21 protein-coding genes and 1 riboswitch are annotated in these 25,447 nt (G+C 61.6%); of the genes, 12 read left to right on the top strand and 9 right to left on the bottom strand.

All coding sequences use genetic code 11. The annotated features are described in order from the left end of the window. Positions 1 to 80: 80 nt before the first annotated feature. The 7 genes from F550_RS0114745 to F550_RS0114715 all read right to left on the bottom strand — a co-directional run bounded on the left by F550_RS0114745 (position 81) and on the right by F550_RS0114715 (position 9,812). On the bottom strand, positions 81 to 782 hold the full coding sequence (locus tag F550_RS0114745) for a TetR/AcrR family transcriptional regulator (RefSeq protein WP_018149348.1): 702 nt from the start codon (positions 780 to 782) through the stop codon (positions 81 to 83). A 26-nt stretch (positions 783 to 808) separates the two neighbouring features. Continuing rightward, complete coding sequence (locus tag F550_RS0114740) at positions 809 to 2,329, bottom strand: FAD-dependent oxidoreductase (protein ID WP_018149347.1); 1,521 nt, start codon at positions 2,327 to 2,329, stop codon at positions 809 to 811. Beyond that, entirely contained in the window at positions 2,326 to 3,273 is a 948-nt protein-coding gene (locus F550_RS0114735; protein WP_233349039.1) for an alpha/beta fold hydrolase, read from the bottom strand. The genes F550_RS0114740 and F550_RS0114735 overlap by 4 nt, the downstream gene beginning before the upstream one ends. A gap of 11 nt (positions 3,274 to 3,284) precedes the next feature. Then, on the bottom strand, positions 3,285 to 4,982 hold the full coding sequence (locus F550_RS0114730; RefSeq protein WP_018149345.1) for an N-acyl-D-amino-acid deacylase family protein: 1,698 nt from the start codon (positions 4,980 to 4,982) through the stop codon (positions 3,285 to 3,287). Further along, positions 4,975 to 5,247 (bottom strand): hypothetical protein, encoded by a 273-nt coding sequence (locus F550_RS0114725; protein WP_018149344.1) that lies wholly within the window; start codon positions 5,245 to 5,247, stop codon positions 4,975 to 4,977. Before F550_RS0114725 ends, F550_RS0114730 begins: the two co-directional genes overlap by 8 nt. Next, positions 5,244 to 5,486, bottom strand: a complete 243-nt coding sequence (locus F550_RS0114720) for a hypothetical protein (RefSeq protein WP_018149343.1) — start codon at positions 5,484 to 5,486, stop codon at positions 5,244 to 5,246. The genes F550_RS0114725 and F550_RS0114720 overlap by 4 nt, the downstream gene beginning before the upstream one ends. Before the next feature lie 183 nt (positions 5,487 to 5,669). Continuing rightward, a complete protein-coding gene (locus F550_RS0114715) occupies positions 5,670 to 9,812 on the bottom strand; it encodes a DUF7933 domain-containing protein (RefSeq protein ID WP_456077547.1) in 4,143 nt (1,380 codons plus the stop codon). Between the two features lie 262 nt (positions 9,813 to 10,074). Beyond that, positions 10,075 to 10,265, top strand: a riboswitch (cobalamin riboswitch). A gap of 122 nt (positions 10,266 to 10,387) precedes the next feature. On the opposite strand from F550_RS0114715, the gene F550_RS0114705 reads away from it, so the two are divergent. From F550_RS0114705 to F550_RS0114690, 4 genes are read left to right on the top strand one after another with little or no spacing between them, the layout of a single operon-like run. Beyond that, positions 10,388 to 12,265, top strand: a complete 1,878-nt coding sequence (locus F550_RS0114705) for a TonB-dependent receptor plug domain-containing protein (RefSeq protein ID WP_083911008.1) — start codon at positions 10,388 to 10,390, stop codon at positions 12,263 to 12,265. Next, complete coding sequence (locus F550_RS0114700; protein WP_018149339.1) at positions 12,266 to 13,114, top strand: ABC transporter substrate-binding protein; 849 nt, start codon at positions 12,266 to 12,268, stop codon at positions 13,112 to 13,114. It abuts the gene before it with no gap. Then, on the top strand, positions 13,111 to 14,103 hold the full coding sequence (locus tag F550_RS0114695; RefSeq protein WP_018149338.1) for a FecCD family ABC transporter permease: 993 nt from the start codon (positions 13,111 to 13,113) through the stop codon (positions 14,101 to 14,103). The genes F550_RS0114700 and F550_RS0114695 overlap by 4 nt, the downstream gene beginning before the upstream one ends. After that, entirely contained in the window at positions 14,096 to 14,857 is a 762-nt protein-coding gene (locus tag F550_RS0114690; protein ID WP_018149337.1) for an ABC transporter ATP-binding protein, read from the top strand. Before F550_RS0114695 ends, F550_RS0114690 begins: the two co-directional genes overlap by 8 nt. Before the next feature lie 7 nt (positions 14,858 to 14,864). Here the strand turns inward: F550_RS0114690 and F550_RS0114685 are convergent, their stop codons facing one another. Next, a complete protein-coding gene (locus tag F550_RS0114685; RefSeq protein ID WP_018149336.1) occupies positions 14,865 to 15,782 on the bottom strand; it encodes a fatty acid desaturase family protein in 918 nt (305 codons plus the stop codon). A gap of 60 nt (positions 15,783 to 15,842) precedes the next feature. On the opposite strand from F550_RS0114685, the gene F550_RS0114680 reads away from it, so the two are divergent. Continuing rightward, positions 15,843 to 16,661, top strand: a complete 819-nt coding sequence (locus tag F550_RS0114680; RefSeq protein ID WP_233349038.1) for a hypothetical protein — start codon at positions 15,843 to 15,845, stop codon at positions 16,659 to 16,661. A gap of 18 nt (positions 16,662 to 16,679) precedes the next feature. Here F550_RS0114680 and F550_RS0114675 read toward each other — a convergent pair whose 3' ends face one another. Further along, positions 16,680 to 19,073 (bottom strand): zinc-dependent metalloprotease, encoded by a 2,394-nt coding sequence (locus F550_RS0114675; protein WP_169332277.1) that lies wholly within the window; start codon positions 19,071 to 19,073, stop codon positions 16,680 to 16,682. A 148-nt stretch (positions 19,074 to 19,221) separates the two neighbouring features. Between F550_RS0114675 and F550_RS0114670 the strand changes: the two genes are divergently transcribed. From F550_RS0114670 to F550_RS0114640, 7 genes are all read left to right on the top strand, one after another. Continuing rightward, positions 19,222 to 19,971, top strand: coding sequence for an SDR family NAD(P)-dependent oxidoreductase (locus F550_RS0114670; protein ID WP_018149333.1), 750 nt, complete (start codon positions 19,222 to 19,224; stop codon positions 19,969 to 19,971). A 213-nt stretch (positions 19,972 to 20,184) separates the two neighbouring features. Next, positions 20,185 to 20,637 (top strand): (2Fe-2S)-binding protein, encoded by a 453-nt coding sequence (locus F550_RS0114665; RefSeq protein ID WP_018149332.1) that lies wholly within the window; start codon positions 20,185 to 20,187, stop codon positions 20,635 to 20,637. Positions 20,638 to 20,651: 14 nt separating this feature from the next. Beyond that, entirely contained in the window at positions 20,652 to 22,856 is a 2,205-nt protein-coding gene (locus tag F550_RS0114660; RefSeq protein ID WP_018149331.1) for a xanthine dehydrogenase family protein molybdopterin-binding subunit, read from the top strand. Positions 22,857 to 22,870: 14 nt separating this feature from the next. Then, positions 22,871 to 23,236 carry a c-type cytochrome gene (locus F550_RS18015; protein WP_018149330.1) on the top strand — a complete coding sequence of 122 codons (366 nt, stop codon included), beginning with the start codon at positions 22,871 to 22,873 and terminating at the stop codon, positions 23,234 to 23,236. Continuing rightward, positions 23,236 to 24,510, top strand: coding sequence for an NAD(P)/FAD-dependent oxidoreductase (locus F550_RS0114650; RefSeq protein ID WP_018149329.1), 1,275 nt, complete (start codon positions 23,236 to 23,238; stop codon positions 24,508 to 24,510). The genes F550_RS18015 and F550_RS0114650 overlap by 1 nt, the downstream gene beginning before the upstream one ends. Further along, a complete protein-coding gene (gene soxX / locus F550_RS0114645; RefSeq protein ID WP_018149328.1) occupies positions 24,507 to 24,965 on the top strand; it encodes a sulfur oxidation c-type cytochrome SoxX in 459 nt (152 codons plus the stop codon). Before F550_RS0114650 ends, soxX begins: the two co-directional genes overlap by 4 nt. Next, entirely contained in the window at positions 24,962 to 25,435 is a 474-nt protein-coding gene (locus F550_RS0114640; RefSeq protein ID WP_018149327.1) for a thiosulfate oxidation carrier protein SoxY, read from the top strand. Before soxX ends, F550_RS0114640 begins: the two co-directional genes overlap by 4 nt. Positions 25,436 to 25,447: the final 12 nt, after the last annotated feature.

Raw genomic sequence — 25,447 nt, 5'->3', positions numbered from 1 at the left:
TTGGAGCGGGCTGGGCGCCCATCCAGGCGCAGACTCTCCCCCAGCGCCGAGACCGGCCAAAACTTCCGGAATACCGGCGCCTACAGCGTCTCGGGCGACCGATCGCTGACCCTGGTTCCGGCGATCGCCAGATCATTTCGATACGCCTCAATCCGTTTGGTCAGCAGGGGGGCGCCCTTTACCGTGGCAACACCGCGAAGGCAGATGGCATACCCGATACCGACGGTTGGCGTTAGCGCCGCGGTCGAAAGGCTGCCGACCGCCCATGAAAGAAGAGCGCCGCCCGTCGTATGTGCCATTGCCTGTAGCGTCAGATCGGCAGGCACATCGTCTGCCAGACTTCCATCCTTGACCGCGTTGTGAAGAAGTGCCCGCCAGATCGCTTGCGTCTGGGCAAGACGTTCGGGCGTGGCGAGCCCCATATCGTCCTGCCCCGTCGTACTGAGCAAGGCGCGCCATAGCGTGCGATAGAACTCCGGGTCGCCCGTATAGTAGCTAAAAGCCAGCTCATGCGCGCCAAAGATACGGTCGATACTATTGCCTCTGTCGAGCTTTCCGAACCGTTCAACGAAATCGCGCTCATCCTCGAGCACGGCCAGCACGACCGCTCGCTTGGATCCAAACAGATTGTAGGGCGTGGACAGGCTGACCTCGGCGCGTTGCGCCAGCATCCTCATGGAGAGATCAGTATCACCGGTCTCCCTGATGAGGTCCCGGGCCGCACGTATTATTCGTGAGCGGCGCTGCGCCTTCGCCTGCTCGCGTTTACCGATGTCCTGCAATCTAACCCGCCCCTCTCCTCCTGGCTTCAGGCAGCCAGTTCACGTTGAGCGAGAGACTGGCGCAAATCGGCACGGTGGTCGATAGCGAGAGTGCTCAGAAGGGTTTCGCGGTCAGGACCAGCGCTCGGCGGATAGGCGGCAGCGTTCCGTTTCTTGCCACGCGCCCAGTAATACAGGACCCGGCAAAAATTCCTCGGCCTGCCCAGCCATTTGTTCGGATGCTCCAACATATGAAAACCGCGCATGGCCTCACGCAGCATGGCGATATCCGAGCGCACCGCAATGCTTACGCCGTCTTCGAAGAAGCTCTGGACCATCCGGCCCCACCAGCTCTTGCGATAACCCGGCGTCAGCGCGGCTTCGGCCCGCTTGATGGCGGATCGGTCCTGCGCCCGCTGGTTCACATAATAGGGCCGAAGCTCCTTGCGCAGGCGCGCATGATACGCGGTCTGGCGCGCCACGGGATCGGCTGTCTCGTCCAGCGTTTCGCGCAGCATTTCTGCGCTCACCGCCGCAAATGAGCAGCCCCGCCCATAGAGCGGATTGGTCCGCACCAGCGTGTCCCCCAGCGGAAAATAATTGCGGGTCGCCGGGACGCCCTCAACCACGATGTCGCGCCAGCGGCTGTGAAGATCACCCATCCCGTGCACCTTGCCGCGCGGCTCTGAACGCGCAGGGTCTGTCCATGGACGGATCCCTGGCAGCTCCATCGTAATGGCATGAAAAACATCCGGGTTCATGATCGACTTGCGAAGTTCGGTTTCCACTTCAGCGACCGAGATCGTGATGGAAAAGCAGCCATTGTCGCCCGGGAAGACGCCGAACTTGATATAGCCAAGATCGCCACTCGCTGGCGGGTTCTCTGTGCGCGAAGGCTCTTCCTGTCCGGGAAGCAGGCGATAGTGGCGCGTAAAATAGAGGATACCGGCAGTTTCAGATTCCTCGGTAATCTTGGCGCCTTCGTCCATCAGCTGCTGGATCAGGAAGCCTGACTTGCCGCTCGCATCGACGATCAGATCGGCATGCAGCTCAAGCGGGGCATCATTCTCTTCGCCGGTGACTCCATACACTTCAACCGAGCCATCATCGGCGGGCCGGGTGAGCAGTTTGCGGACAAAGACGCCGGGCCGGATCGTCACATTTTCGAGCCGCTCGACATAGCTGCGGAGCGCGAGCTCAAGCGTTGTGCGCCGGCTTGTGATGATGGTCAGCTCTTCGTCTTCCGGCTTCGGCTCATAAAGCTCGCGCTGGATGTCCGACAACATCATCTCAAACGTCAGCTCGCGCGCGCCGAGCGCCTTCAGCTCATCCAGAAGGCCCGGGTGGTGCGCCTTGATGATCCCGCGCAGGCGCGCAAGGAAAGCGTGGCTCTGGCGCACATGTCCTGCCCCGCGCCGGTGCCAGTCCAGGAAGACCACGTCGGCGTCTGTACTTGGCGGCGGCTGGTCACGTTCGAGAAGCGTGATGTGCCGGCCAGTGGGTGACAGTGAGAGCGCCGTGCAAAGCCCGCCAATACCGGCGCCAATTACGAGAACGTCTTCGCTCATCCGTCCACATCCTTCAGAAATTCGAGAATGATCTCATTCACCCGCTCGGGCGCTTCCTGCTGCGTCCAGTGGCCGATACCGGGGATCAGCTCATTCATCCGCAGGTCCTTCACAAAGGTCGGCATTGCCTGGAGCGCCTCAGCCGCCATCATGATGACCCCGTCATTGAGTCCGCCAGCAAAGAAGGCTGGCTGCTCGATGGTCGTGGGCGCGCCTTCCGTCAGTTTCCAGGCAAGATCGTGATTGCGATAATAGTTCAGCGGCCCGCGCATGCCTGAACGCTCGAACTCCTCGGTATAGAAATCGAGATCTTCCTCGCTCAGCCAGGGCGGCAGCGTGTCCGGGTTTGGCAGGCCGGAGAACATGTCGTCCTCTGGCCCCTTCGCAGGGAGGGTCGTGAGGTCCGTCTCACCGCCCGCCATGACCAGAAACTTCTTCAGTGCGGTGCGAATGTCGGCCTCGAACTCGGCCTCGGCAATGCCCGGCTCAAAGAAGTAGAGCTGATAGAAGAACTGCCCCTTGAACATCTCCCGCATGGCTGGCATCGGCTGGACAGGAGAGCGCGGCATAAATGGCACCGACAGCGCCCCGACGGCCCGTACCTTGTCAGGATGATGAAGAGCGGTCGCCCAGGCGGTCGGCGCGCCCCAGTCATGACCGATGACAATGGCCTTGTCGTAACCGAGCGTATCGATCAGGCCGATGATATCCTTGCGGACCTCGACCTGATTATACGCCTCGATTTCTTTCGGCCGGTCGCTCTTGCCATAGCCCCGCATGTCCGGCGCAACAACGTGATAGCCAGCGCCTGCGATTGGCGCGAACTGATGGCGCCAGGAGTACCAGGACTCCGGGAAGCCATGCAGAAGCAGGACAAGAGGCCCCTCGCCCGCTTCTGCTATGTTCAGCTCGATGCCATTCGTGGCAACACGCCGCTGGCTCACCCCCGCCCAGCTCATTCGGCTGCGACCAGCTCAGGCTGGCGAGCGGTCTCGCCCGGCAGCACTTCGCCGCGGGCATCCTGATAGCCATCCTTCGCCGTCCACGCGATGCCGCCGCCCACAATGACCGTATCGACGCCATGGGAATCGCGGACATAGCGGCTGCCATCACCCGGCACATCCTGAACGAACTTCTCGACGCCCCGATCGATTTTTGCGGCGTCGAAGACGGCGATGTCGGCGATATAGCCGGTCCGCAGCAGCCCGCGGTCAGGAATGCCCCAGATCGAGGCCGTATCGGACGTAACCTTCTTGATCGCGTCTTCCATGCGCACCGATTTCAGCTCGCGCACAAAGCGCCCAAGAAGATAGCCGGTGTCGCCATAGGTCGAGAAGGACAGGATGTGCGCCCCGCCATCGCTTGCGCCAATATGGACGCGCGGATGGTTGAGAAGCCGCGCAACGCGCGCATCATCATTATGGCCCATGCTTTCAGCCAGGAAATGCGCGTCGAGCTCTTCTTCCAGCGACAGATCGATCATCGCCTCGACAGGTGTCGTCCCGCGCATCTCGGCAATCTCGCCAAGCGTCTTGCCGACATATTTCTGGTTCGCGTCCGTCTTGACCTGACGCAGCACGAGGATCGGCCAGAGATCCTTGTAGCCTTGCGCCTCTTCAACCAGAGACTTGCGCTTTTCCGGGTCTGAGAATGTCGCAATGATCTCATCAGGGCTGCCGAAGCGCATGATGTTGTACCAGCCGCGGAAGCGGATGAAGAGCAGGCTCGGCACGGCAAAGCTGAACGAGATATCGATCGGCCGCGTCTGAACCTGCGGCCAGACACGTGCGCCGCGTTCGAACTGCTCATCGACGCGTTTCATGACCCGGTCGACAGCCTCGACATTGTCAGCATTCAGGAAGAGCGGCGAAAAGGTCGTCGGGATCTGATATTTGATCGACAGTTCAGCCAGCTGGTCGAGGCGGGCAATCGTCAGATCAGGATCGTAGAACTCCGGCACGATCTGCAGCATGCGGCCATATTCGCCGAGCACTTCGGCCAGCGCTTCAACCTCGCGGGCCTCAGCATAGCGGCTCGGGACAGGCTGGAGCTTTTCGTCCATGTCGACATAGCTGGTCGAGAGGCCGGCCGCGCCCGCATCGAGACATTCGCGCAGGACGTTCTGCATCTCCGCGATCTCGGCATCGGTGGCTGTGCGTTCGGTGGCTGCATCATTCATGACCCAGAGCCGGATGACGCTATGGCCGACAAGCGGCGCCACGTTGATGGCAAGGCCCTTGCGAATGCGCGTGATGTATTCCGAAAACGTCTCCCAGTCCCAGACGACGCCTTCGCGGAACGCCTTGTACGGCATTTCCTCGATCTGGTTGAACATACCAACAAGCCGCATTCTGTGGTCGGCCTTGAGCGGCGCCAGCGAGAGCGAGCAATTGCCTGGCACAATGGTCGTCACGCCATGCGAGAGGGCCGGTTTGGCATAACCATCCCAGAGCAGCTGCGCATCGAAATGCGTGTGCGGGTCGATAAAGCCCGGTGACACCACTTTCCCGGCCGCATCGACTTCACGCTCGGCGGTCTCGCTTATACGGCCGATCTTCGCGATACGGTTGCCGGTGATTGCGACATCGGCCTGATAGCCTGGCAGGCCAGACCCGTCGACGACGGTGCCATTGCGGATGATTAGGTCATACATGGGAATTTTCCCTTTGGTCTGAGGTTTGGTCGTTCAAATAGCGGGCAGACGAGGCGGCGAGCGCGTCGCGCACATGCTCCCAGCCCTTGCCGGTCAAGTCTTCCGGATCGTCGACGCCTGTCGACTGCATCAGGATGCGGGTGGCGTATTCATCGAGCGTGATGAGCGCGCGTCCGCCATTTTCGTATTCCAGCGTCACATTGAGCTCAGCGATGCCATCATGGGCAGCGGCGACCTCAACATGGTGGATGGTTGCCGCGCTCATTTGCCAGCAAGCGGTGGCTCTACGAAGATGACATCGCTGGGCAGGACAGGATTGCCTGCGCGCGGGCTATCGTCGGGCGCCGGTGCTCGCATGAAGACATGAAGGTTCCAGCTTTGCAGGCTGGCGACGCCATCCTTCTCGCTGAGATCCAACAGCTCCCGCTGGGCGATCGACGCCCAGGAATCGCCAGCTTGCGGCAGGATGGACTTCCTGACGACCGAAAGATTGCTATTGGCCATTTCGACCTCCCTCTTCGTTTTCTTTTTTTAGAACACGTTATGGTTTTTGTCGCAAGCTTTTTGGTCCCGGATACGCAAAGCCTGGCGACGCCCGCTGAGCGCCCGCCATTGCCGCGCAGAATAAAAAAGGGCCGGCAGACGTAACGCCTGCCGGCCCTCAACCCGATCTTTCATCGAGCTACTCTACTGAAGCATGGACGTCCCGCAGCCGCGCTGGCTGGCGAAGGTGCTATGGATCCCGCCGCCCGGGATACCGCAACCGGAAGCGGCACCCATTCCTGAAGCGGCAAGAGGCATCATGCCGGACACGGTGCCAGCCGCGCCAAACGGCACGCGGATTTCCAGTCGCGCCGTTTGCGCCTCATAGTCGCTCACACCGAGCCCGGAGTGGCCAAACTCAAACCGGATCAGTGGTCCCCATTTGGTCTGGGCTGCAAAGCCGATCTCGGCATCGGCGCGCATGTCCCGGCCTCCGCTCGTCAACTGGCCCGACTCGGTCAGAAGGTCGGCGCTATCATAGTCCCAGACCGCGCGAACGGCGCCGCTGACCTCTAGCCAGCCACCCCCATCGGTCTCGCCGCGCCAGGAAACTTCCGGGCCTGCGCGCAGACGTCCGAGCGTGATGTTCTGGCCCGGAATGGCTATGCCAAGGCTGTCGGTATAGGCGTCCTGGCTCTCCTCGAAATGGGTGATACCTGCCTGCGGGCGCAGGCTCCACGGACCTGAGCGGAACTCGCCCGTCAGGTTCGCGCGCAGCATGAACCGTTCGGTATCGAAGTCGTCGCTGTAAAGCCCCAGCGGGTTCACCCGGTTATCGGATTCGCCATAGGTGGCAGAGACGTCGAGGACGAGTGTGTCCTTGATATTCCAGACCGCATATGGCCCGGCCATCCAGCCTTCCCCCTGAACCTGCGCCCCGCGAACAGCCCCCGCATTAGCGAACACTTCGCGCGCCTGATCGTCCATCCAGTCATATTGCGCCATCGCGCCGATGATGAGGTTGTCCTTCAGGAGGTAATCGACGCCCAGCTGGCCCATGGCAAAGTCGGTGCTCGCCCGCTCGCCTGCGCGGTCGTCGGAGATGCCGGAGATTTCGGCCGCCAGCCAGATGTCCCAGCCATCCATGAACGGTATTTCGGTAGTGTTGTATCTGGCGCGGCTATTGGCCTCTTCGGCGGCTGCCTGATTGCGCATGCCCGCCAGTGATGCGCTGACGTTCATCTGGTAAAAGCCCGTCCCGGCCACATTGGCGGACATGCCTCCGCGCTGGTTGGACAGGCGCTCGGTGAACCGGCGCGAAAGGTCTGGCGCAGCGTCAACGATCCGGTCGGCCCGGCGGACCATAAAGTTCCGGATGGCCCTCTGGGTGGCGAGGCGAACCGCATCTTCGTCGCGGACATTTTCATAGACGCAGACGATGTTCTCGCCCGGGTCGACGTCGATCGTCGCTGTGGCTGTTGCCGCGTCATATTGGGTCCCCCCATCAACATCGCCGGAACAATCGAAGTTCTTCACCCGCCAGCCTAGAGGCGCCGATTGCGTGATCGCATAGCTGCCAAACAGGATCGATCCGCTGCTTGCATTGGCGGTATTGCCGCTCGTCGACAGCGTCAGATTGTTAAACGCCGGAACGTCGGAAGTGTAGGTGAAGCTCGCTTCGCCAGAGACACCGGACGGCGTCGTCGTGACCAGTTGGACGTTCCCGAAACGCTGCTGGATCGCAACATTCACTGGCAACTCCACAAGGATTGTTCCCGCACTCAGACCGACAGCAAGTGGATTGCCGCCGGACCCGCCGGACTGGACAGGCTGACCGTCAGCGCCGCCAGAGAAACCGGCCGAAGCCACCGGCGCAGAGCCAACCACAACGGTAACGGTGCCGCGATAGTCACCAGCCTGCAGCTCATTTACGCCGTCATTCAGGCTGACCGAGATATCAAACGTACCAAGCGGAGAGATCGTGCCCGTCGTTGGCGTGATATCGATCCATGGCACGTCGACGGACGCTGTAAACGGCAGAGGTTCGGACCCCGGGTTCGAAATCGTCGCCGCTGCGACAACGGCGCCCGGATCTGCTGTTTCAGACGAGAGGACCACCGATACTTCAGGCGTACTGGACACGGCTTCGATTGCCGCGCTCTGGGCGCCGCTCGCATTTCCGGCTGTATCGTTCGCGGCCGCTGCGGCCACGCTGATCGTTACCGTTCCCGGTGCCTGAGGGGTGATCAGCGCCTTGTATTCAGAAGCGCTCGTCACTGTGAACTCACTTGCAACGCCATTGGCGACCGTGATGTCGGCCAGCTCGAACCCGGTTACAGCCTCATTGAATTTGAAGACTGCATCGAAGGCCTTGGTCGTCTCCGTCCCCGGCAGATTGATGCTGAGAACCGGCGGCGCGCCATCCTCAATGGTCGCGTCGTTCTGAACTTTATAGCTGTTTTCGTTCGCACCGGTCGGCCCTTGGAGGGTATTGCCGAAACCATCGGTGATGCCGGCTTTCAGGGCGATTGTGACATCACCATTGAGCGCCGCCAGATCACCGCCCGAAGCCTTGACGTAAAAGCCGATGGAATAGCGTGTGACCGATAGGGTCGCAGTTGTTCCCGTTAGCGTGAAGTTATCCGCTGTTAGCGCGAAGTCACGCGACAGCGCGCTGAACTGAAAATCCCATTCCAGCTCGTCAGCGTCGGTCGTCTCTGTCTCTGGCGCCCTACGTTTAATCGAGTTCAGGACCAGGTCGCCATTGTAAACAGAATAGCTCTCGTCGGTTGCAGGTTCTGCCTGGACAAGCGGATTGCCTGAAAAGTCAGTTATACCGAAACGCACCATGGGAGGCGGCCCGTCCATGCTGAACGTGCTAAATTCCGTGGGCACGATCGGCGCCGCCAGATCAAGACTGACTTCGCCATTCAGGTCGGCAAGGTCGCCGCCGGACACTGTCAGGGTGAACTCCTGCCCGGCAAGACCTTCCAAGTCCCCCATCACGGGACCATCTTTTGATGGACTGCCCAGGATGAACGAGGCAGACGCTTCACGCCTCCCGACCGGATCGCCCTTGCTGGTGCTGACGAGTGCGCCTGTCGCGCTCGTGCCATTGATCCTGAAGCTGTCTGCGGTCACATTCCTGACGGGCTCACTGAAACTGATCTTGAAAACCAGCGTGTCGTCCGCGGTCTTCTGATCCAACGGATTGAGGCGCTCAAACGCGACCAGTGTCGGCTGCGTGCTATCGTTCACGACCTCAACCGAATTCTGGTTCGTGTTGGTGGCATTGATATTGACCAACGCATTGCCCGCCAGGTCATTCACGGTGGCACCACTCCGCAGCGAGACGGAAACCGTCCCGTTCACATTTGCCAGATTGCCGCCCGACAGCACCACGCGAAAACGCGCCGAATTTATCACCTGGCTGACCGAAGCCGTAGCCGTCGTGCCCGATATGATGAAGTCGTCAGCGTTTATGGACGCCTCGCTCATCGGTTCGCTGAACTCAAAATCAAAGCTTACCAGGTCGTTGGAAGTAGGCGACCGGTCGTTCGAGAAAACATTCAATAATTTCGGCAGTATGACGTCGCTGACCGTCAGCGTGCCAGACGCCGTGCCGCTATTGCCCAGGGAAGATGTGAGGTCGCCCGTCTGCTCAGCGAACGTCCCCGCCTCATCTGATTTCACATGCACATCTACTCTACAGCTTGCTCCTGCGCCGACCGACCCGCCAGTATAGGTGACCGACGTACCACCCGCGACCGCTGTAAGTGTTCCACCTGTACATGTTGTCGACGCATTGGCGGGGTCCGCAATCTCGACGCTGTTGATACCAGTCTGGAAGGCATGGTTGAAATTCAGACCGGTTGCCTCGACGCCGTTCAACACATTGTTGATGAAATAAGTGAGCGTCGCGCTGTCGTTATTCGTCGTCGAGGTCGGATTATAATACATGCTGAAGCTGGGAGGGCTCGAGACTTCAATCGTGGCGCTGGCAGGCCCGCTTGGCCCGATTTCTGTCTCCAGCGCAGTTGTCGAGGTTGAAAGAGACCCCGGCGTCGACATCACGACGTCCACGACGACTTTGCAGGATGAGTTTTCCGAAATAGTGCTCTCGACCTGAACCAAGGTGGACATCGCCACCCCCCCAGTCAGGCTAGTTGAGTGGCAGTTCCCCGAGAGGTTCGGGCTTGCCGCAACTGACATGCCGGTGGGAAAAAGATGCGAAAATACAACCGAAACCAGGGTCCCGTTGGGGTTGTCCAACGAGTACTCGAGTGACACCGGCTGTCCGGCGGGGACACTTGTTATCTCTGCTCCCGAACCATCCACGAATTTCATCGAGAAACCTATCGGGACGGTAGGGTCAGGAACCGCCTGCGCAATGGACGCAAACATGCTCGCCCCAAGCGCCAGGCCCAGTCCCCGGATGCCCCATCTCGCAAAAGTGCTCAGTCGTTTCCTGAAGATGTCCACGTGCGTCCCCCCAAATCCCAGCTACGGTCCCGGGGGCCATGCTAGGCGGGCCAGAATTGGGCCGCATCACCCAAACGGGTGAGTGGGCGCAATAAATTCGCGCTATTGACACCCATTCGCACTTGCAACATGACCAGCCGCAGATGGTGCCTCCCTTGACCGGGGGCTAAGAGGGAAGCCGGTGCAAATCCGGTGCTGTACCCGCAACTGTCAGCCAGGAGCTGATGGCCAGTATGTCACTGGGGTGAAAGCCCCGGGAAGACGGCCAGAAGCGTTGATCGGCGAGCCAGGAAACCTGCCATCGCGTCGTTTGCCCAAGGCCGGGAAAAGCCAGCGGGCGGCGGAGCTTTCTCCGTTTCACGACAATTCGTCAGCTGTGCCCCATGGCGCAGCTTCGTCTTGTAATGCGCACCCATGGTGCGCCCCGCGGAGCATTTTTTATGTTCAGACTAACCTTGTTGGCCGGTTCGGCCCTTATCGCTTTTACCCCCCTCACCTCTGCCCAGACACTCGATGAGCGACGCCTCGACACCGTCACCGTATCCGGCCTCCAGCCTGTTGCCACAGACACGCTGACCGAAGATGTCGCCATCCTCACCGAAGATGACCTCGCCATCCGCGACACGCCCTTTATCGCAGACCAGCTGCGCGCTGTGCCGGGCGTCGCCATCTCGCGCTCCGGCTCACTTGGCGGGCTGACGCAGGTGCGCGTGCGCGGCGCAGAGGCCAATCACACGCTTGTCTTCCTCGACGGTGTCGAGTTCTCGGACCCGGTCACCGGCGAGACAGATTTCGGGCTCCTCTCCGGGCTGGATATTGACCGCGTCGAAGTTCTGCGCGGCGAGCAATCCTCCCTCTATGGCTCTGACGCTGTCGGCGGTGTCATCGCTTTTGAGACAGCCGACACTGGCGGTTTCAATGCAGAGATCGAAGCAGGCTCCCGCGACACCCTGAACGGGTCCGCAGGCTTCAACATTGCAGAGGACCGCTACAGCTTTGGCGGGGCCGTTTCCGGCTACACGACCGACGGCGTCGACAGCGCTGGCCTCGATGGCGAAAAGGACGGCTCGTCCAACCGGACCGTGCTTGCCCGGGCGGGCGCGGCGCTTGGTGAAAACTGGAACATTTCCGCGCTCGCCACCTATCGCGAGGCCGACTCCCAGTTCGATTCCGATACTGATTTCGACGGCCTCCTCAACAATGTCGACCGCGAAACCGAAAGCGAACAGGTGATCCTCGGCGCGGCGCTGACCGGCAAGACAGGCGCGCTCGATCATATCTTCCGCGCCAATTACAATGAAGTCGACCGCACCAATCTGGCGGATGGCACGTACACAGACTCAACCAATGGCCAGCGCACCAAGCTCTCCTGGAGCCCCTCGGTCTCGTTCGGCGATGACACGGTCCAGCACACACTCAGCGCCCTCGTCGACCATGAGAGCGAAGACTATGAGCGCCAATCCACAGACCTTGCCTTCGGCGATCCGAACCAGTCGCAAAGCTTCGAGACCACTGGCCTCGCCGCTGAATACCGCGTCGAAATCGACGCCTTCACGGCCAACGCATCCGCACGCTTCGACGACAATGATGGCCGCTTTGACGACGCGGCCACATGGCGGACCGGCGCAGCCTACAGCTTCGGCTTTGGCGGGCGCCTTCGGGCCTCTGCAGGGACCGGGGTCAAGAACCCGACCTTTACCGAACTGTTCGGCTTCTATCCCGGCAGCTTCATCGGAAATCCTGATCTTCAGCCTGAAAAATCCACCAGCTGGGAAATCGGCTGGGACCAGAGCTGGGAACGCTTCACCGCCTCGATCACCTATTTCGAGGCAGAGCTCGAAGACGAGATCTACACCGCCTTCACCCCCACCTTCATGTCGACCGCAGCGAACCGGGCGGGCGACAGCAAGCGCTCGGGGCTCGAATTGGCGGCTAGGTGGACACCGACCGACCGTCTCGACATTTCGGGGCAGTTCACGTCCATCGACAGCGAAGCCGATGATGGCAGTGACGAAATCCGCGTGCCTGCAGATACGGCAAGCCTCGCCGCCAATTGGCGGGTCAACGATAACGGCCTGCGCATCGGTGCTGCACTCGATTATGTCGGTGAGCAGGATGACTTCGACTTCGGGTCATTCCCCTCGCGGCGCGTGAGCCTGGACGCCTATACGCTGGCCTCTCTCACAGCAGAGATTCCTGTCACCGAACGCCTCGCCATCACACTGCGCGGCAGCAACCTCTTTGATAAGGATGTCACCGACGTCTTCGGGTATCGCGGCCCGGGCGCTGGCGCGTTCATCGGCCTGAAGCTGCGATAAATGATCAGGCTGGCGATCCTTCTTGCCGCGCTTGCGGCAACAGCATGCGGCAAGCCCCCTGCACCTCCCCCCCAGCAGGCGGCTGAGCGGCCCATGCGGATCGTCAGCCTGGACTATTGCGCCGACCAGTATGTCCTCAAACTTGCCGACCCCGAGCAGATCCTGGCGATCTCCCCCGGTGGCACTGGCAGCTTCTCTTATATGCGCGAAACGGCCAAAGCGTTTCCAACGGTGCGGGCCGACGCCGAAAGCGTTCTTGTCCTCAAGCCTGACCTCATCGTCCGCTCCTATGGCGGCGGGCCAAACGCAGAAAGCTTCTTTGAACAGGCGGGCGTGCCGGTTCTGAACGTCGGCTGGACGTCCAGCATCGACGGCGAAGGCCTGACCTCCATCCCCGGCGTGATCGAGCATATGGCCGATGGTCTCGGCCAGCCCGAACGCGGCGCGCGTCTGATCGAGGATTTCCGCCGCCGTCTGGCGGCGGTGCAGCAGCGCAGCGAAAAGAAAACCGCCCTTTACATGGCCTCCGGCGGCGTCACCTCCGGCCCGGGTTCACTCGTGCATGAGATGCTGCTTGCGGCAGGGCTTCAAAATTACCAGGACACCCCTGGCTGGAACCCGCTTCCGCTAGAGCGTCTGACACGCGAAAAGCCCGACATTGTCGTTCCGGCCCAGTTCGCCAGTCGCGGCGGCTTCACGCCCGATATCTGGAGCGCGTCGAACCACCCCATCGCACGCGAGCAACTGACCCCGGAAAGGACCGTGCCAGTCGAGGGCGCCTGGACGGCCTGCGGCGCGTGGTTTCTTATGGACGCGATCGAAGCTCTGGCAGGGGAGGACGCATCTTGACGGCGCACCGCCTTCTCATCCCCGGTCTCGCCGCAGCGTGCCTGCTGGCGGTATTCGCCGCCTGTCTTCTTGGATCCACACCCATGTCGCCTGACCGCGTGCTCGCCGCGCTCTTTGGCGGCGGCGAGGCTGGTGACAGGATCGTGGTCTGGCAGATCCGCCTGCCCCGCGCGCTTGCCGCATTGCTTGTCGGCGCAGCCCTCGGCATCAGCGGCGCAGCGCTTCAGGGTCTCCTGCGCAACCCGCTCGCCGAACCGGGCGTCCTTGGTGTCTCCGCCTCGGCTTCCCTCTTTGCGACCTTTTCGATCTATTATGGCCTCGCCGCCCTCTCGCCATGGATCCTGCCACTGGCCGCTATCGTCGGCGCGTTAGTCGCAACCACCCTCATCGCGCTTGCCGCCATCAAGACCCGGTCGGTCGTCACCCTCATCCTGATCGGTGTCGGCATTTCGTCCTTTGCGGGCGCTGCGATGAGCCTCCTGATGAACCTCGCGCCGAACCCTTTCACCCTGTCTGACATGATCAACTGGATGCTCGGCTCCGTCGCCAATCGCAGCTTCCGCGAGCTTGGCTTTGCCGCACCTTTCCTCATCGCAGGCACCGCCATCCTGCTTCTCTCGCGCCGGGGGCTTTCGGCGCTCACGCTCGGCGAAGAAGCTGCAAGCGGCGTCGGCCTTAACCTCCGCAACCAACGTATTCTGACCGTGCTGGGTGCCGGGATCGCGACCGGCGGCTCTGTCGCCCTTGCGGGCGCCATCGGCTTTGTCGGCATCGTCGCGCCTCACACGATCCGGCCCTTCGTGAACCATGATCCAGCCCGCTCGCTCGTCCCGTCTGCTTTGCTGGCCGGGCTCATCCTGGTGCTGGCGGACATTGGCGTGCGTATCATGCCAACCACGAATGAGCTGAAGCTCGGCGTTGTCGCGGCGCTGATCGGCGCGCCCGCCTTCATCTGGATCGCGATGGGAAGGCGCGCCATTCATGACTGAGCTTGTCGTAAAAGGCCTCGGCGTGAAAACGCAGGGCGCGGTGCTGGTGGAAGACGCAAGCTTCCGCGTCGGGCCGGGCGAACTTGTCGCGCTCCTTGGCCCAAACGGCGCTGGCAAGACCAGCTTGCTTCGCGCATCGCTGGGCCTTGAAAAGACCAGCTCTGGCACGGCAACGCTGGATGGCGATGATAGCGCAAAGCTTGCGCCGATGCAGCGCGCCCGCCGCGTTGCCTACCTCCCCCAGCAGCGCCCGCTTGCCTGGCCAAACACGGTCCGCGATGTCGTCGCGCTCGGCCGGTATGCCTATGGCGCCGCGCCGGGAAGGCTGGGTGATGAGGACCGCGAGGCCGTAAACCGCGCGCTGACGAAATGCGGACTCTGCCCTCTCGCAGACCGTCAGACAGACACGCTCTCAGGCGGCGAGCTCGCCCGCGTTCATTGTGCCCGCGCCTTTGCATCCGAGGCTGGATTGCTGATTGCCGATGAGCCCGTGGCAGCGCTGGACCCGCGTCACCAGTTCCGCATCATGGACATCATCCAGCAATACGTTGCAGCAGGCGGCGGCGCCCTCGTCGTACTTCACCACATACCGCTCGCTTCGCGCTATGCCAGCCGCATGATCTGGATGAAGGATGCCCGTATTCAGGCGGATGGCCCGACCGAAGAAACACTGACCGAAGCGCGTCTGGCGGACATCTTCGGCGTAAAGGCCCGGGTCGACGGCCGGGCTGTCGATATCGAAGGCGCGGCCTGACAGAGACCTACTCGGCGGCTACCATGCGCGGCTCATTAGGCTTCATGGCCCGGCGTATAACGTCGAAATAGTCCTTCGAAATGCAGTCATAGCCTTCATAATAGCCACGCTCTGCCAGCAGCCTGTGCAGGCGGCCCAGCCTGTAGGGCGGCACGCTGGCCAGCAGATGATGCTCCAGGTGATAGTTCACGTCATTCGGCGCCACGATGAGCCGCTGCCAGAGCGGTGCGACCGTGGTCCCCGTATTCAAACGCGCATCAAGGCTGGTGCGGTCGAGCGCGGTGCCATGCTCCCCAATCTGGCGAAGGCGTACGATGGCCGGGAAAACAAAGAGGCGCGCTGCCCACCACATCAGATACGCCCATGGCGCGCCAACCAGTGTCAGCGTGCCAAGCAAAGCGAAGTGGAACATCAGCCAAGGGTAATTGCGCGAAAGCTTGAACTTCTTGAAATCATTCATCGTATCGCGAAACCCGGTCTGGCCGGTGAAGTCGCGAATGAATTTTCGCTTCAGGCTGTCCTTGGACACCGGGTAATTCTTCACGAAACCGATATCGGGATCATCGGGTGTGCCAGCATATTTGTGGTGCTTCAGATGATAGGCACGGTAGGCCTTGAGCGATGTATTCATCGGCGCGCCGGCCAGCCAGTGACCGACAAACTCATCAACCTTCGGGCTCTTGAAGAAAGCGTGATGCGCGCAATCATGGTTCATCACGCCAAGGCCAAGCTGGCGCCCGCCAAGGATCACGATACCTGCCAGGATCGTCAGCGGATTGGTCCAGATGATCGCAATGGCAAAGGCTAGCGCGATGATCGCCCAGTTGAACACCAAGCCGCCAAGGGCGCGGATATTCGACTTTTTCTGAAAGGCGCGCAGCTCAGCCTTTGTGAGCGCTTGCGAAAGCTTCATACCCTGTTGCATGAGCGAACTCCTGATCCCTGGCGTTTCTTCTTTATTACATTTATAAGCACTAATTGTCAAATGTCGTATTATTTTAAGCCTCTCGAGAAAACCAGCATGTCGGCGCGCGCGCTTGTCCTGTCTCTCCTGAGCAGTCGCCGCGATGAGCCAGAATCGATCTCGCGGCTGATACAGGCGGGCGGCCTCTTCGACGTTGGGGCGTCGACCCTGCGCGTGGCGGTCACCCGCCTTCTGAAAGAGGACCTTCTGGAAAGCCCGTCACGCGGCCTTTACCAGCCGGGACCCAGATCACGCTCGCTCATTCGCAGGCTGCAGGACTGGCAGAACGTCGAGCACAAGATCGCCCCCTGGAGCGGCAGCTGGCTGATCGCGCTGACCCAGCACCTCGGGCGCACCGACCGCAAGCAGCTCGGGGCCCGCGAAAGGGCGCTTGGTCTTTCAGGCTACCGCCGCACGCCGGAAGGCGTCTGGACCCGCCCGGCCAATCTGGCGCTTGCGCTAGATGAGCACCGGGAGGAGCTGATCGCGATTGGCGCCGACCCCGACATTCTGCTCGTTCACGCCGACAGGATCAGCGCACCAGCTCCCTCAGACTGGCGAACCCTGTGGTCCACCGAAGCGCTCGCGGCAACCTATGAGGAAGCGACCACCGCAATGGAGACCAGCCTCGCTGGACTACCAGACCTGCCGGTCCCGGACGCGGCCCGTGAGACGCTGCTCATCGGTCAGGCCGTCATTCGCCTGATCAATTACGACCCGCTCCTGCCGCCCGACCTCGCCGATCAGGCAGGCTTCCTGAAAATGGTCGACACGATGCGGACCTATAATGAAGACGGCCTCAAACGCTGGCAGGCCTTCTTCGCCACAAGCGATCAATGACAGCCACCTTTTCGCGCGCTACTCGCAGTGCCAGCAGGTCTCATAAGGCGTAAACCCAATCGGCCCGCCAGGTGGCAGCGCCTCCGCCTCAATGGCAGGCGGGTTCACATCAGCCGGGGCCTCAAGGAAGTCCTCAATACGCGCCTGCAGCCAGGCCGCATGATCACCGCTTGTGCTTCCAAGCGCTTCGGAAAGGTCGCGCAGTCCGGCTTCTGCCGCGGCCTTCACCGCGACGGTCGTATCAGCGGCGGCAAGGTCCATCAGCGAGAAAGCGTACCGGGCCCGGACCGCCTCTGCGATCGGGCGGGTGCGCGCCGACGGAGCGCTCGCCAAGACACCCTCCTGGACCCGCCCAAGCACCGTGGAGACACCGGGATTTTCGGGGTCGCGACGATGAAATTCGATCAAGCGTGCAACACGCTGCGGCTCAAGAAGAATGCTGAACGTCGTTGCCGCTGCCGTGTCAGCTGCCGACACAACATCAAAAGCCGGGCTGGCCGCCCCCGCAAACCTCTCCCGGTCCCAGTCGGCCAGCTCGTAATTCGCCATGCCGGGTGTAAGCAGCGCCAGCACATCGTCCGGCAGGTCGAGCCGCGCCGGATCAACAGTTTCCAGCAAGATATCAAGCGCTTCCATCTGCCGCTCAGGCGAAACGATAGACGCCGCCGGCTGGCCGTCACCGCGCTCGGCATAGTTGAAACTCATCCCGCCAATCAGCTTGGCGGCCGCCGCCGTCTGATAGCGGTGATAGAGATAGATCGGCACGATCACATCATTGAGGTCTGAAATCGGCTGGCCTTGCGCGACGCGGTCAGGCCCAAAACTCTCAAGCGCGATCCGGCGGATCTCGAGCGTCTCACGAAGCGCATCTACCGGGTCGCTTCCATTGTCCCAGATGTTGCCGAGCGGATGGCCCGTGGCAGCACTGCGCGCATCCTGATCGGCGACATAGATCAGCCCGTCGGAGCGCGCCTCGAGCACCATCGCATCACGCTCTTCGCCGGTAAGGTCGCCGTAAAGCCACGTCGCCGTGAACTTGTCCCATGCGCCGATGCCGACACCATAGACATTGCTGAAATCGAGCTCGCCACGCTTCACCCGGACGTCGGGCGCCGGGTAATCCATGACAGAGCCTTTGCCATAGGTGCTGGCCGCGAAATTGTGCTGGAAGCCAAGCGCATGGCCGATCTCATGGGCTGAAAGCTGGCGAATACGTGCCAAGGCCAGCTCAACTGGATCATTGTTCGATCCTGTTCCGGTCTCTCCCGTCCCTGCCAGCCCTTCAAAGATCATCCGGTCCTGCCGCACCCGGAGCGACCCGAGGATGACATGACCTTTCAGCATTTCGCCCGTGCGCGGGTCGGAAATGCCGCCGCCATAGGACCAGCCGCGCGTCTGGCGATGGACCCACTGGACCACATTGTACCGGATATCGAGCGGATGGGCGTCTTCCGGCAGGATTTCAACACGGTAGCCATCCGGATAGCCGGCTGCGGCGAACCCATCTCCCCACCAGCGCGCCCCATCGAGAAGGGCCTCCTGGATCTGTACCGGCGCACCGCTATCGATGTAGAAAGTGATGGGATTGATTGTCTCGCCATCGGCGTTCTTCTGCAGGCGGTAACGACGCGCCAGCCGCTTGACCACTGGCTCATCGAGGGCGGCACTGTAATCGAAATAGATCTGGTCAATGACACCTGCACGCGGATCAGATGCGAGCGGTGTGTACCCCTCTTCCGGCAGGCGGACGAAGGAATGATGCTGAACCAGCGTCACGTCATTCCCGCTCGCCGCCGTCGTCGCCACTTCGCGGCCAGGGTCCTTGCTCGACAGCGTCAGGAAGACATCGACTTCCACATTGTCGGGGAAGACGAGAATATTGTCGGGGTCCACAAGCGAGCGCTTTTCCGCGACGGTGAACGTGCCCTGCTCTGCGTCCTTCAGATGCTGGACCAGATTAAGGCTGTCAGCGACCAGAAAGCTTGTCAGATCGAAGGTAACATTTCCGCCTTCCTGCGCGGTGATCTCTGCCTCTCCAACGAAGGAATTGGCAAAGCTTTCTGCAACCGCGCGCGCTTCGAGCGGATTTTCCGGGTTTGCGCGATAGGTCTGGTTTTCAACTTCCAGCAGGACGCGGTTGCCAATCTTGCGAAAGGCCAGGATCTCTCCGCTCGAGCCCCATCCGCGGTCAAGCCCGACAGGGTTGGAGCCGAGGCCCGCCTTGAGCCGCACCGCATGGATCATCCGCAGCATGACCCCGTCATCGCCGGGGGCCGGCAGGGTCGCCAGCACCTTGTTCTCATCAGTGACTTCCATATCGATGAAGCCGCTCATCGAAACGTCTTGCGCGCTTGCCACCGAGGACAGGCTGAAAAGGGCGGTGATGAGGAAACCGATGATGGTCTGGCGCACGGACATGCTCTCCATTTTTAACATGAGCAGACCCTAGGAGGATTGGGGACCTGATGTCGAGCGCCTGCCGCGCGGGAAAGCCTCCAGCCCGATTGTCTTGGCCCCGGCTTCCCGGATACCTTCTGCGAAAATCAAAGGGAGAGACAAGATGGCCGACCTTGCAAGCCGACTGTTTGATTTCACGGGCAAGACTGTTCTGGTGACAGGGGGCAGCCGGGGGCTCGGCTATGAGATGGTAAAGGCGTTCGCGCAGCAGGGCGCCGACGTAATCATCGTCAGCCGCAAGCTGGATGCCTGCGAGGAGGTTGCCGAAGAGGTTCGCGCACTCGGCAGGAAAGCGCTCGCGCTCAGCGCCCATTGCGGCAAGTGGGAAGAAATCGACCCGATGATCGAGCAAGTCTATAAGGCGTTCGGCAAGGTCGACATCCTCATCAACAATGCCGGGATGAGCCCGCGCGTCCCGAGCCATGAGGTGCCGGAAACCCTGTTCGACAGCGTCCTGAACCTCAACTTCAAGGGCCCGTTCAGGATCGGCTCGCAGATCGGCAAGCGCATGGCAGACGGCGATGGCGGGGTCATCATCAACATCTCGTCAACCGGTGCGCTCATGCCGCTGCCGGAGGTTGTGCCCTATAGCGGCGCCAAGGCCGCGCTGAATGCGATGACCGTCTCGTTCGCCCGCGAGTACGGACCAAAGGTTCGCGTCAACACGATTTCGGCCGGGCCTTTCCTGACCGATATTTCGAAAGCGTGGCCCGAACAGATGCGGGAAAAAGCCGACAACGCGCTTGGCCGCCCCGGCAGGCCTGAAGAGATCGTCACCGCCGCGCTCTGTCTTGCCAGTGAGGCCTCCAGTTTCACCACGGGCACCATCCTGCGTGTCGATGGCGGAAGCTGATCTGCCGCCTCAACCAGATGTGATCGATTTTTTTGGCCGCGTCGCTGGTCGGGTGGGGGCAAGCGCGCTAGGCTTATCTGCGTGAAGGTCCGGCTGAGGGAATGGATTGCTGCCGCGATGAAGACTTGCGTCTGAAATTGCGGTCTGCCCATCCATAAACGTCAAGGCGTTTGATGCTGGTGCCTGTTCGCAATGCGAGAGGAGGATCAGCGCATGGCAGATATCAAGGTCAACGGAAAATCAGTCACCGTCGACGCCGACGACAGCACACCGCTTCTGTGGGTGCTTCGTGAGCATCTGGGCCTTACCGGCGCCAAATATGGGTGCGGGATCGCCCAGTGCGGCACCTGCACGATCCATATCGATGGCCAGGCCGTACGCTCATGTACGTACCCGGTTGGCGCCCTCTCTGGTGCCGAAGAGATCACGACGATTGAGGGCCTCTCGGAGGATGGAAGCCATCCGGTCCAGCAGGCCTGGGTCGAGATGGACATCCCCCAGTGCGGCTATTGCCAGCCTGGCATGATCATGGCCGTCGCCGGCCTTCTGAACAACACGCCTGACCCGACCGATGACGACATCGACGCTCAGGTCACCAATATCTGCCGGTGCGGTACACTCGCCCGGGTCCGCAAGGGTGTCCACCTTGCCAAGACGAAAGCCTGAGGGAGGGCAGACACATGGCTGACACGATCAGGCTTTCACGCCGCAATTTCATTATCGGCACTGGCGCCGCCGGGCTTTCAATCGGCATCCTGGCCTCCTGTTCTGGCGGGTCAGATGACGCGCCCGACGCCGACCAAGCTGCAAACGCGGCCCCGAACCCAGAGGTCAATGCATGGGTCCATGTCGGCAATGACGATGTTGTCACGATCCGGATCGCCCGCTCCGAGATGGGCCAGGGCACGCTGACAGGCCTCGCCCAGCTCGTCGCTGAAGAGCTTGAATGCGACTGGGACAAGGTCGTCACCGAATATCCAACACCCGGCGAAAATCTCGCGCGCGACCGCGTCTGGCGCGACTTCTCAACCGGTGGCTCGCAAGGTATCCGCGCCAGCGTTGATTATGTCCGCGAAGGCGGCGCCGTCGCACGGGTCATGCTGACCCAGGCGGCTGCTGATCAATGGGGCGTTCCGATCGGCGAATGTTCGGTCTCCAAGGGCGTCATCACGCATGGAGCCTCAGGCAAGGAACTGCGGTTTGGCGAAGTGGCCGACGCCGCCAGCAAGCTCACGCCGCCAACCGGTGTGAAAGTCAAGGACCCGTCAGAATGGAAACTGGTCGGGCAGCCCGTCCTCCGTCTCGACACGAAAGAAAAGGTCACGGGTGCGCAGAAGTACGGTGCGGACCTTCAGATGGAGGGCATGGTCAATGCGGCCATCCTTCAGGCCCCAAAACGCGGCGCAACGCTCGCCTCTTATGATGAGAGCGCCGTGACCTCGATGCCAGGCGTCCGCAAGGTCGTCCGTGTCGATGACCGCTCTGTCGCGGTCGTCGCCGACTATTGGTGGCAGGCAAAGACGGCGCTCGATGCGCTACAGGTCGAATGGACCGATGGCGAAGGCTCCGATTATTCGAGCGCTGCATTTGATGAAAGCCTCGAAGAGGCGCTGACATCTGATGAGGCCTTTGTTGGTAATACCGCAGGCGATGTCGACAGCGCATTTTCCAATGCTGCCCAGACCGTCGAAGCAACCTATCGCGTCCCGAACCAGAACCATGCCTGCATGGAGCCGATGAATGCGACGGCGATCTGGACCGAGGACAAATGCGAAGTCTGGTGCCCGACACAGAATGGCGAGGCCGCACTCGGCGCCGCGTCAGAGGCCGCTGGCCTGCCTATCGAGCAGTGCGACGTCTACAAGATCCATCTCGGCGGCGGTTTTGGGCGGCGCGGGATGAGCGACTATGTCACCCAGGTCGTGAACATCGCCAAGGAGATGCCCGGCACACCGGTCAAGCTTCTCTGGTCGCGCGAAGAAGACATGAAGCATGGCTTCTATCACCCGACCACGCAGGCGCGCTGTCAGGGTGCTCTCGACGCTGATGGCAATCTGATCGGCATGAAGATCCGACTTGCGGGACAGTCGATCCTCGCAGGTCTGATGCCGCAGGCGCTGATGAACGGGATGGACCCATATGTCTTCCAGGGCCTCCTTCCGAGCGGGATGGATGCGCGGGCTGAAGACCAGACCCTGAAATACACCTTCCCAGCCCTGAAGGTGGACCATGCCATGCGCAACCCGCCGGTCCGGCCGGGTTTCTGGCGCGGTGTGAACGCCAACCAGAACGCCATCTATCTTGAATGCTTCATGGACGAGATGGCCCACGCAGCGGGCCGCGACCCGCTCGAATTCAGGCTGGACTATCTGAAAGACAGCCCACAGATGGCCGCTGTTCTCAATGCCGTGGCGGAGAAATCCGGCTGGGGCAGCGATGACGGCAAGGCCCGCGGGCTTTGTGTCTTCTACTCGTTCGGCAGCTATACAGCCGCCTGTGCCGAGGTGACCGTCAGCGATGAAGGCCGCCTGAAGATCCACCGCATCGTTGCCGCGACCGATCCCGGCTATGCCGTCAATCCGCAGCAGATCGATGCACAGGTTGCTGGCTCCTTCGTCTACGGCCTATCGGCAGCGCTCTTCGAAGAGATCACCTTCGAGAATGGCGAGGTGCAGGAAACCAATTTCGACACCTACGACTCGATGCGCGTGCGCGACATGCCGGAAGTCGAGACCATCGTCATGCCGTCCGGCGGTTTCTGGGGCGGCGTTGGCGAACCGACGATCGCTGTCGCAGCGCCGGCCGTGCTCAACGCCATTTATGCCGCCACCGGCAAGCGTATCCGCCGCATGCCTGTAAAGGACCAAGACCTGAGGAAAGCGTGAGGTCTGATCGTAAGATGACTTCGCCCGTTGCCGCGTTCGCCGCGGCAGCGGGCTTTTTGCTGGCGGCCTGTAGCGGTGAGCCGAACATCGCGCAGGCGGACCCGCAGCCAGAGAATGTGGCGCAGTCCGCCGCAGACCCCTCAGCAGCCATCGATCCCGGCAAAAGCCTCGCGCTGACATGCTCTGGCTGTCATGGCGGCGAGGGTGAGGCCATTCCGGACTACGGCGTGCTGACCCACGAAGAGCTTGAGGCACGGCTCCTCTCCTACAAGCAAGATGCGAGTGGCACGACCGTCATGCACAGGCTGATGCGCGGCTATAGCGACAATGAGATAGCCGCCGTCAGCAGGTATCTCTCAACGCTTGAGGAGACCCACTAATGGTCTGGACCCCGCAGCGACGAAGCTTGCTCGCCGGACTGGCGGGCGCCGCCGCCCTGCCCTTCATAGGTTCGCCCGCGCTTGCGCAACCCCGCCCTCGTCTGGTGGTCATCGGCGGCGGCTTTGGCGGGGCAACAGCAGCCCGTTTCCTCAAGACCTACATAGCCGACGCCGACGTCACGCTGATCGAGCCGCAGGCGACCTACACAGCCTGTCCGTTCAGCAACCTCGTCATCGGAGGTCTGCGCGAAATGAGCGCGCAGACGTTCGGCTACGACAGGCTGAAAACCGAAGGCATCAATGTTATTCAAGAGAGAGCCGAAGACGTCGATCCATCCGCCCGCACCGTGACGCTCGGCTCTAGCGACACCCTGTCCTATGACCGGCTCATCCTGTCCCCGGGGATCGATATCCGCTGGGACGCGCTCGAAGGCTATGGACCAGACGCGCAGCAGGTGATGCCGCATGCCTGGAAAGCCGGGCCGCAGACAACGCTGCTACGCGATCAACTCGAGGCGATGGAAGACGGCGGCCTCGTCGTCATGTCGGTCCCCGCCGCCCCCTATCGCTGTCCGCCCGGCCCATATGAACGCGCCAGCCTGATCGCGCATTATCTCAAGACGCAGAAGCCAGCCTCGAAGCTCATAATCCTTGACGCCAAGGACCAGTTCTCCAAGCAGCCGCTCTTTCTGGAAGCGTGGGCGCAGCACTATCCAGATCATCTGCAATGGGTCGGCGCGAGCGACTTCGGCCGCGTCGTCTCCGTTGATCCGGCAGCCATGACGCTCTCGACAGATTTCGACACCTACAAAGCCGATGTCGCCAACGTCATCCCGCCTCAGAAGGCCGGAGAGATTGCGGCCCGCGCAGGCGTCGCCGACCAGACCGGCTGGTGCCCGATCAATCCGGTCGATTTCTCGTCTACGCTTCAAGACAACATCTACGTCATCGGAGACGCGACCATTGCGGCCCCGATGCCAAAGTCGGCATTCTCCGCCAACCTGCAGGCCAAACTCTGCGCGCTTCAAATTGCGCGCGACCTCAGCGGCGCCGCCATTGAGCCGACCGTGCTGGCCAATACCTGCTATTCCTACGTCACGCCTGACGCGGCCGTCTCGATCACCGGCGTCTACTCGAACGCAGACGGCAAACTCTCCAGCATGGACGGCGCAGGCGGTCTCAGCCCCGCAGGTGCTGCGCCCGCCATCCGGGCCGCAGAAGCGGCAGAAGCGGAAGCCTGGTTCAAACAGATCACCCGTCAGACATTTGGATGAGGCTCGTAGCTTTTCCGCTTATTGTCTGCTGCCTCGCCGCCTGCAGCTCAGAGGCAGACGTTCGGCTTGCTACTCCGGCAGAGATCGAAGGCGACGCGATCAACGCGCCACTTCTTGGCCTCAAAGGGGATGCGACGAGAGGCGAGGCTGTGTTCACCGAGCGCGCGCAAGGCCACTGCGTCCTTTGCCACGCAGCCCAACAACTGGACACGGAATTTCAGGGAAGTGTCGGTCCAGATCTCACTCTGGTTGGCGCGCGGCTGAGCGAGGGCCAGGTCCGTCTTCGCATCGCAGACGCGCAGCGCCTCTGGCCAGAAACGGTAATGCCCTCATATTATCGAGCAGACGGCCTTAATCAGGTCGGCGATGAATATAGAGGCGAGCCCGCGCTCGATGCCCAGCAGATCGAGGATCTCGTGGCTTACCTCGCAACACTTGATGGTGAACAGACATGACAGCGACAGGCAAAACACCCCTCATCATCGCCCGGCGCGCATTCCTGCTCACCGGCGCGGCCGGTCTCGTTGCCGCCTCCCTCCCGCTTGGCGCGGTGGCCGATGCCGCAGATGCTGACGCTGCGATCCGCGAGATTTTCGGCGACAAACCCCTCAATGAGGGCCGCGTAACCGTCGATCTGCCGCCAATCGCAGAGAACGGAAACTCGGTCGCCATCACCATCTCTGCCGAAAGCCCGATGACGCGTAAGAACCATGTGACACGCATGGCCATCATCTCGCCGCGTAATCCGGTCGCCGAAGTCGCACTGTTCAAACTTGGGGCCCGCGCCGGTAAGGCTGAGGTCTCGACACGTATCCGGATGGCGGGCACGCAGCGTATCAGGGCCGTCGCCGAGATGAGCGACGGGACACTCTGGCACGGCTCCGCGAGCACGGTGGTGACACTCGCCGCCTGCCTGATCGGGTAGGGAGACAGAAAA

This window comes from Henriciella marina DSM 19595, assembly GCF_000376805.1.
GTDB lineage: Bacteria > Pseudomonadota > Alphaproteobacteria > Caulobacterales > Hyphomonadaceae > Henriciella > Henriciella marina.
Note: the sequence above shows the minus strand (reverse complement) of the source record. Positions and strands in the feature narration are given on the sequence as shown.